The 7,383-nt window shown below is 65.8% G+C and carries 9 protein-coding genes; all 9 read right to left on the bottom strand.

The annotated features are described in order from the left end of the window. Window positions 1-265, bottom strand: a 265-nt coding sequence (locus tag QMX81_RS06285; protein WP_282259725.1) for a hypothetical protein, incomplete at its 3' end; no start/stop codon positions are given. Window positions 266-268: 3 nt separating this feature from the next. Continuing rightward, window positions 269-1,393, bottom strand: coding sequence for a DUF2213 domain-containing protein (locus QMX81_RS06280; RefSeq protein WP_121042014.1), 1,125 nt, complete (start codon window positions 1,391-1,393; stop codon window positions 269-271). Window positions 1,394-1,396: 3 nt separating this feature from the next. Further along, the gene (locus QMX81_RS06275; protein ID WP_282259722.1) at window positions 1,397-3,184 is read right to left on the bottom strand and encodes a phage portal protein; all 1,788 of its coding nucleotides are present in this window, start codon (window positions 3,182-3,184) and stop codon (window positions 1,397-1,399) included. Beyond that, entirely contained in the window at window positions 3,184-4,752 is a 1,569-nt protein-coding gene (gene terL / locus QMX81_RS06270; RefSeq protein WP_282259721.1) for a phage terminase large subunit, read from the bottom strand. Before terL ends, QMX81_RS06275 begins: the two co-directional genes overlap by 1 nt. After that, window positions 4,667-5,149, bottom strand: coding sequence for a terminase small subunit (locus tag QMX81_RS06265; protein WP_282259720.1), 483 nt, complete (start codon window positions 5,147-5,149; stop codon window positions 4,667-4,669). Before QMX81_RS06265 ends, terL begins: the two co-directional genes overlap by 86 nt. A gap of 216 nt (window positions 5,150-5,365) precedes the next feature. Beyond that, window positions 5,366-5,644 (bottom strand): hypothetical protein, encoded by a 279-nt coding sequence (locus QMX81_RS06260; RefSeq protein ID WP_282259718.1) that lies wholly within the window; start codon window positions 5,642-5,644, stop codon window positions 5,366-5,368. A 1-nt stretch (window position 5,645) separates the two neighbouring features. After that, on the bottom strand, window positions 5,646-6,128 hold the full coding sequence (locus QMX81_RS06255; RefSeq protein WP_282259716.1) for a hypothetical protein: 483 nt from the start codon (window positions 6,126-6,128) through the stop codon (window positions 5,646-5,648). Next, entirely contained in the window at window positions 6,125-6,580 is a 456-nt protein-coding gene (locus QMX81_RS06250) for a hypothetical protein (protein WP_282259714.1), read from the bottom strand. Before QMX81_RS06250 ends, QMX81_RS06255 begins: the two co-directional genes overlap by 4 nt. Beyond that, window positions 6,577-7,005 (bottom strand): D-Ala-D-Ala carboxypeptidase family metallohydrolase, encoded by a 429-nt coding sequence (locus QMX81_RS06245; protein WP_282259711.1) that lies wholly within the window; start codon window positions 7,003-7,005, stop codon window positions 6,577-6,579. The genes QMX81_RS06250 and QMX81_RS06245 overlap by 4 nt, the downstream gene beginning before the upstream one ends. Window positions 7,006-7,383: the final 378 nt, after the last annotated feature.

Below are 7,383 nucleotides of genomic sequence, written 5' to 3'. Positions count from 1 at the left end.
CCACCGCATCGACCGCGCGGCCGGTGCCCGGGCCGGCAGCAACCGGCAGGCCGGCGGCCGAGCGGTCGAGCAGCGCGATGCCGACATACTTGCCGCCCGCGAAGGCCTTCGCGGACTTGTCGGTGGCGCCCTGCTCGACGGCCTTGCCGAACGTGACGGCGGCACCTTCGATGGTTCGGGAGATGTCAGTCGCCGGCAGCATGGTGGCCGGGGCGCCGGCAATGGCGACGGGCTGGATATCCGGATAGTTGTTCTGCAGTGCCATGGCTTAGGCCTCCTTCTGGCCGGCGGTGCGGTAGTCCAGGCCGGACACGGACGCGGCATAGCCGTTGTCCTGCACGTTCTGGCGATGGGGCGTGGCGCCATCGCGCAGTGCCTGCGTGACGGGGTCGCGCGGCTTGGCGCCGTCGGCCAGGATGTCGAAGCGGGCCTCGATGTAGGCATCGGGCTTGCCGACCACCGCGGCGTCGCCGAGCTTGGCGACCACGGCGATCTTGCGAACCTCCGCGTCGGTCTTGCCGCTGTAATCGGCATCGTGCACGGCCTTCGCCTTACCGATGAGGTCGCCGCGCTCCTGCACGCGCTTGTCCAGGTCGGCATCGCTCAGGACCTTGGCCTTCAGGTCGTCGCGCTCGGCTTCGACCTTGGCGATGGCAGCATCCTTGGCCGCAATGGTGGTCTGGTGCGCTGCGTCGGCGGTACCGGCAGCGGTCTGCGCGTCCTTGAGCTGCGCCTGCAGCTTGCTGATCGCCTGGGCGCCGGCGTCGTTGGTGACGACGGACAGCCCATCGACCAAGATGGTCTTGTCGCTCATGTGGTTCTCCTGCGGTTGTGGATGGGCGCTTGGATCCGGTGCACCGGGGGTGCGCCCATCCCCGATGCGAAACTGAGAGCCGGCCCGGCCGTGCTTGACCAGGGCGAGGTGGTTGTTGCGGATGTTTCGCTGGACCGCGTCGTACGGCTCGCCTTCGGGGGTTACACCGTCGACCCAGTCAATCTCGGATGAGTAGCCCTGCGACAGCTCGCGCTTGCCGGCCTCGTAGTCGGCGATCGCGTCCTGGTCCATCAGCACCAGCGGGACTCGCACGCGGTTCTTGTCGTGCACGACCTCATCGCCGGTCTGGCCGACGGCGTACTTCTTCCAGTTCTGAGCGTTCACCTGCTCGGGCGGGTGGTCGTTGGTCATCGGCCGATGCGCGAAGCTGCGCAGCGTTGCGTCGGAGAAAACCTCCTCCGGCGGCCGGTAGAGCCGCACGTTCAAGAGGTCCGGGCGGCCCAGCTCCTCCCCCAGATAGGTCTGGATGCCGGTGCGCGCGACGAATGCATCGGCCACGAGGTAGCCGTCCGCAGTGCGGCGGACGGCCGACACCGGGACACTGTCGATCAGGTACATGGGTCAGTCCTCTCGGATCTCTTCGAAGATTTCCGGGCCCAGCACGATGCGGCCGCGGTACGGCTCGACCTTGGTGAGATCGATAGGCGCCTTGGTCAGGCTGATGTGCGGCGTGTAGTCCGGGTAGTCGTGCGATCCGCCGGCGCGGATGATGCTCTCGTGCCGCCAGCACAGCTGCGACGATGCGAACAGGATCACCGCAGACATGCCACCCAGCGGTTCAACCGCGCGCGGGCCGCCTTCGGGGATAACCAGCTGGTCTTTGCTATCGCTGCCCCACTCGTTTGCGTTGCCGGCCTTGATCCAGTCGAAGGCTTGACGCGAGTAAGCCACGGTCACGTGCAGGTTATCGGCCAAGCCGGTGATGCCCTGCTCCCGCGCCCAAGCCTCGATCTCGCTGGCGTTGACCACCTTCCGGCTGACGTACAGCGATCGTGGAGAGGCATCGCCAAGCTCAGCCGCGCGTGCCGCAGCCGGCGAGCCATCCTCGCCTTCGTCATCATCGGCCGGAGCCGTCGTCGCGTAGTCCTGCATCTCAGCTTCAAGGCCCGGCGCAACCCCGGCCTCGGTGAGCATGTTCACCGCCACCACCGACATCACGTCCTCGGGGATGAGGCGAGTGTCGGCGATGGTCTTGATCGTGTCGGCGGTGGTCTTGCCGATGGTCGCCCGCTCCGTGTCGGTCGTCTGCCACAAGCTGCGCCAGTTGTAGAACACCTCTTCCGGGCGACTGCCCAGTGCGGAGCGGATCAGGCACTCATCGAGCACCTGCAGAGACGGGCCGAGCACCAGCTCCTGGCCAGAGCTGATCCGGTCGTAGTAGTTGCGCAGGTCGCTTTCGCCGCTGGCATTCATGCCGCCCGGCGACTGGCCCAGGAGCCGGGTCATCGGGATATCCGACGCACCCGAGGTGAGTTGCATGAAGGCCATCATCAGGTCAGTGAGGCCGCCGAACTGGGCTTGCTTCTGCTCGTAGTCTTCCTCGGCATCCAGCAACAGAGCGCCATTGATGCCCTTGGCCATCATGGCCAGCTGCATACGCTTGAGCATCTGCTCTTCGTAAGCCGGATCCGAAAGCATCGACATGAAGTTCGGAATCTTGATGACGTCGACCTTCGCCTCGAACACCAGCGAGGCGATGTTCCCGGCAGTGCTGTCGGCGTCCTTGATGGCCTTGCTGATCGCCAGCAGCACCGAATCGCCCCAGCCGTCGCCGGTATCCAGCTCCGGATCCGGCTTCGTGGCGCCCTGCAGGATGACCAGGCGCGACGGATGGATCCGCAACTGGCCCGCGGTACCGCTGCTGAGGTTGTAGTACGCCGGCCGGCCATAGCCAGGCGACTCGGGATCGCGGTCCAGCTCACCCGCTTGGAGTACGCGCTTGGACAGGACGTTGATGTGCTTTATCCCGCCCTTGCTGATCGACTCCGGCTTCAGCGGCTGCATCGGGTCGGACTGCCCGGTGCCGATGTAGAGCGCCGCTCCGCCGGCGAGGCGGGCGCGGATGAGCGCCTCCAGCACCTTTTGCTGCAGGCCCAGCCGCTTCTCCTCCAACTCGATCGCGCTGATCTGCGCCTGGTCGGCGCTCCAGCCGCGCCACTTCCGGCAGCTGTCCATCGCTGGGATATCGATCACCTTCCGCGCCAGCCAAGTGCCGCGGTAGGCGTTGGTGGCATCAGCCTCCGACAACAGCGGCAGGCCGTAGAACGACGCTGCTGCCTTATCGCGAGGCGTGCCCAGGTTGGCCACCAGATTGACCAGCCCGTCTTTGATTTGTGCGAGCTTGCCCATCAGAGCGCGTTCCCCAAGTTGTAGGTGCTGCCGGTGACCAGCTCAGCGAAGGCACCGGAAAGCGCGTCCACCTGGTCGTCGTGCTTGGCGTTGGGGAACTCGGCGATCTCGTCCAAGAACGCCGCCACCCATGGGCCACTCACCAGCTTGATGTTCCCGGCCTCGGCCTGAGCCTCGACCGGTGTTGCCCGGACCTCCTTCGATCCGGATTCCAGCGCGGACTTCACGTCCCAGCCGGCCAGCAGCTTCACCTGGTGCGCGGCGTTGCTCTTGCCGGCGGCGCCAGGATCCTGCGGGATGCGAACCTTGATCGCCTTCCCATCCCGCAGCGCGGTGTTCTTCAGCATCCGCTCCACGCCGACGGGCGACACCTGGTCGCGCACAACGTCCAGCACGTAGTAGATGCCGTGGCTTTCACCCAGCAGCAGGCCGACCGTGTAGTCGGGGTCGCTGCTGTTCTTCTCCTTCGGGTCCGTAGCGGCGAAGTCCCAGCGCCGGACCTTGCGCGCCGATGCGATCGCCGGCGCCACCTCCACCACCTCGAACCATTCCCGCTTGAACTTGCCGCCGTCGCGCGGCGTCGGCCGCTGCTGGTACTGGCCGGCCCATGCATAGGAGCCCTTCGCCCGCTTCAGCCTGTCGACCTCGGCGCGCGGGAAGCGCTCCGGGAACAGCAGCTCGCCCTCATCCGTGCGGGGATCTTCGAAGAACGGCTTCCCATCCACGTAGGTGCGGCACGGGCCGCCGGACTTCTTGCCGTCCTTGTCGATCCGCTCCGCTTCGAACTCCATCGGCAGGTTCAGATGGACGAACCCGAGATCCAGTTCCATCGCCACCGCTGCAACGTCCTGCTGGTGCAGGCGCTGCATGATGATGACCATGGCCGACGATGTGATGTCGTTGAGGCGGTCGGTGATGCCCTCGCGGAAGATCCGGACAGCGGTCTTGCGCTCAGCGTCACTCTCGGCCGTCTCGGTCGAGTGCGGATCGTCGACCTTCACCCGGTCGCCGCGGCCACCGGTCATTGAACTGAAGGGCCTGGCCTCGCTGAAGCCGTTCCCAGTGTTCTCGAACTTGCCTTTGGCGTTCTGGTCGCCGCGCAGCTTCAGCGGCCACGCCGCCTGGTACTGGTCGCTCTCGATGAGGCGCCGCAGTTTCAGGTTGTCGCGCAGCACGTTGGGCTGGCTGTAGGAGGTGGCCAGCGTCTGCAGGTCCGGGCGGCCAACCGGCCCCCACTCCCACGCCGTCCAGAACACCATCAGCAGCGACTTCATCATGCCCGGGGGCACGGTCATCAGCAGGAACTGGATGCGGCCCTCGGTAACCGCCTCCAGGTGCCTGCACATAGCGCGAAGGGCCCAGCCAAACTTCAGCGGCCGTGTTGGCTCCAGGATGTGCCAGTGCTCAAGGATGAAGCCCTCCAGCGACTGGGATCGTGCCCTGATTCCCTCCACGTTCTCCGCAATTCGGTCTCGCTCGCGCTCAGTCGCCCGCCTCGCCCGCTCCGCTCGGATCTCCGCCAGCGTCGGCAAGCGGACCGAGGATCTGTTCAAGGCGGTCGAGGTCATTGTCCGAGAGGTCTTTCAGGTTGTAGGTGCCCACGGCGCCGGAATGGCGGTGCTTCTCCACCAGCAGGCCGGCCAGCTTCCCCTTGCCCATCGTTGCGGTCACTGCGGCGCTCGCCTGCTTCTCCTTCAGCGCCAGCTTCCTTGCCTGCTCCAGCTCGGCCATCAGGCTTTCAACGGTCACCTCCGCCTTCCTGGCCACCTTCTTCTGTCCGGCCTGCACAGCGGCAAGCACGCGCGGATCAGTCAGCAGCCGGGAGCCCTGCTGCTTGGCGGTCTTCTCGCTGTAGCCGGTGCGGATGGCCGCCTGCGTCCCGTTCTGGTCCTTGAGGTACTCGTGGACGAAGCGCTGCTGTTTAAGCGTCAGCGGCGGCGCCTGGATGGGAGTTTTCTTGGCCATAGGTCGGGCGGAAATTCCGCAAGTAGAACGGCAATTGGGCGGACTGCCACATCTGCAACAAAGAGAACCCGCCGGGCGATGCATTTCGGAACACACCGGTATAACGACTCAGGAGAACCGACCGAATGATTTGCATCGAAGACATCGCCATTGCTGCCGAGGGGCTCTATTACCTCATCCACGCCGGGGAGAAGGCGTGGACCTGGTGGTGCAGCTTCAAAGAGCGCCGGCGCCGGGCTTGCCCTGCACCTGCTCGATGGCATCGAACTGCGCCTCGTAGCGCTCCAGGCAGCGCTTGCGGCCGTTGCTCACATCGAACACGGCCGAAGGTTTGCTATCGCGCACCCAGCTGCAGCGCTTGGTTAGCGCGGCGTCGATGGGGACATAGGTGGCCACCGGCACCTTGATGACGGCCGGGGCCGGCGGGCTGGGCTTGGGCGGTGACGACTGGCACGCGCCCAGCGCCAGCACCGAAGCGGTCAGAAGGATGCGCATGTCAGTACCCCATCAGGCCCGGACAAGCCGAGTCCAGTAGCTCAAGTGCGGCCTGACAGCTGTCCGGCCGCTTCTGGTATCGCTCGCGCCAGGTGGTGGCGTCCTTCTCGGCCGCCTCAATCTTCCCAGCCAAGCCGTTCAGCGCGGCGGCGCTCTCGGCCTTCAGGGCTTCCAGCTTCTGCGCCTCGGCCCGGAGCGTCTCAGCCACTTCGGCGAGGCGGGCATCACGCTCCTCCACGTCGGACTGCAAACGAGCGGTATCGGCTTTCCAGTCAGCGCGCACCTTCACCACCTGCGCGCTCAAATCCTGGATCCGCTGCTCCTTCTCATACGCAGAGAGCCCGGCAACCATGAACCCGAAGGCCAGCACCGCGCACACCACTTTGATCTTGCTGCCAGGCTTACGCAGCCATTCCACAGCATCGGCGATCGCGCCGACGATGAGGCCCCACAGGGCCGTTGCCAATCGAAGCAGCACGCTCATGGCTTCTCGCCTCCGATGTTGCCGGTGATGCGCTCGACCACCTTCAGGTAGCCCGGCAGCATTCGGCGGATGACCACGCCAGACAGGCCGGCCAGCGGCAACTGCGGCGCGCCGGCCAGAGACGGGAACCAGGTCGCCGCCACGGCGATGAGCCAGGCAGCCACGATGGCGTAGGACAAAACGGCCACGCCGAGTGCCAGAAGGCGCGTCGCCGTCTGGAACCAACGGTGGCCGCGTGTGCGGCTGGAATCGGCGGCCACCCGATCCGCGTCCTTCTCTGGCAGCAGCAGCACACCAATCAGGGCGCCGGCGATCGCCACCAGCAGCACGGACTGGGGCACGCCCAGGATCATCCGCTCGGCAGCGCGAAGCGCATCAGCCGTAGCCGGGGCGACCACGGCGGCGGTGAAGGTGCCGACGATGGTCTTCAGGGTGCACACTGGCTCGCTCACTGGATCCCCTGCACGTAGACAGTCTTTCCGGAGCGCTTCACCGCAGTCAACTGCTGCCGGCGATGCCGCGGCCCATAGGACACGTGGACCCAGCTGCCGAACTCCTCAATCACCTGGTCAAATGGCAGGCCCAGCGCAACGATCTTCTTCGCCAGCTCCACCGAGGTCATGCCGGGCACTTGAATGTCTGCGGCCTGCCCCATCCGGTGCTGGCTCGTGGCCGTGCCACCGACCGTTCGGTTCACCGCTTCGGACCGGAACGCCGAGTTCACGCGGACAGGCTTTCCGAGCGCATCGCGGAGCGGCTGCAGGATCATCTCGGCCAACGAACGGAGGCTGGCGACCTCCGCCTCGTTCGGGACGTTCGGCATGTTGCGGCCAGTGACCGTCAACTCGGCCAGGCTGAAGTTGGCAGTGAGTTGCATGGTCGCCTCGAGGGTTCTGACGCTAAGGGTGCCCGCCACCGCAGCCCGGCTGGCTCTGCGAATGGGTCCGGTAAGGGTGCACGGGCGTAGAAGGCCGATCACCACCGCTGGATAGGCACATTGGCCGGGGTCATGGACCCAGGCCAGTTTCCGCCCAGGAATGGATGTGCCGGCCCCTGTCGCCTCACGGCGAGGATCGTGGGCCTGGTCGCACGGTGGTCGATCGGTGTAGGGGTCCCGGAAACGCAGAAGCCCCAGCGCAGGGCCAGGGCTTCAGGGACAATTATTGACAGTTGCAGAATCAGATCATTTCATGACGTCACTGTCAACTAGATTCGCCCCTTAATGGCGTTCACAGTGTCAGTCTTGATGGCAATC

Source organism: Stenotrophomonas sp. PS02301 (genome assembly GCF_029959485.1).
GTDB classification, from domain to species: Bacteria; Pseudomonadota; Gammaproteobacteria; order Xanthomonadales; family Xanthomonadaceae; genus Stenotrophomonas; species Stenotrophomonas maltophilia_Z.
The sequence above is the reverse complement of the archived record's forward strand: the minus strand, read 5'-3'. Positions and strand labels throughout refer to the sequence as shown.

Excerpts from the sequence above, each read along its gene's own strand:
- terL (WP_282259721.1), bottom strand. The coding sequence starts at position 4,752 with ATGACCTCGACCGCCTTGAACAGATCCTCGGTCCGCTTGCCGACGCTG.
- QMX81_RS06280 (WP_121042014.1), bottom strand. The coding sequence starts at position 1,393 with ATGTACCTGATCGACAGTGTCCCGGTGTCGGCCGTCCGCCGCACTGCG.
- QMX81_RS06245 (WP_282259711.1), bottom strand. The coding sequence starts at position 7,005 with ATGCAACTCACTGCCAACTTCAGCCTGGCCGAGTTGACGGTCACTGGC.
- QMX81_RS06260 (WP_282259718.1), bottom strand. The coding sequence starts at position 5,644 with ATGCGCATCCTTCTGACCGCTTCGGTGCTGGCGCTGGGCGCGTGCCAG.
- QMX81_RS06265 (WP_282259720.1), bottom strand. The coding sequence starts at position 5,149 with ATGGCCAAGAAAACTCCCATCCAGGCGCCGCCGCTGACGCTTAAACAG.
- QMX81_RS06275 (WP_282259722.1), bottom strand. The coding sequence starts at position 3,184 with ATGGGCAAGCTCGCACAAATCAAAGACGGGCTGGTCAATCTGGTGGCC.
- QMX81_RS06255 (WP_282259716.1), bottom strand. The coding sequence starts at position 6,128 with ATGAGCGTGCTGCTTCGATTGGCAACGGCCCTGTGGGGCCTCATCGTC.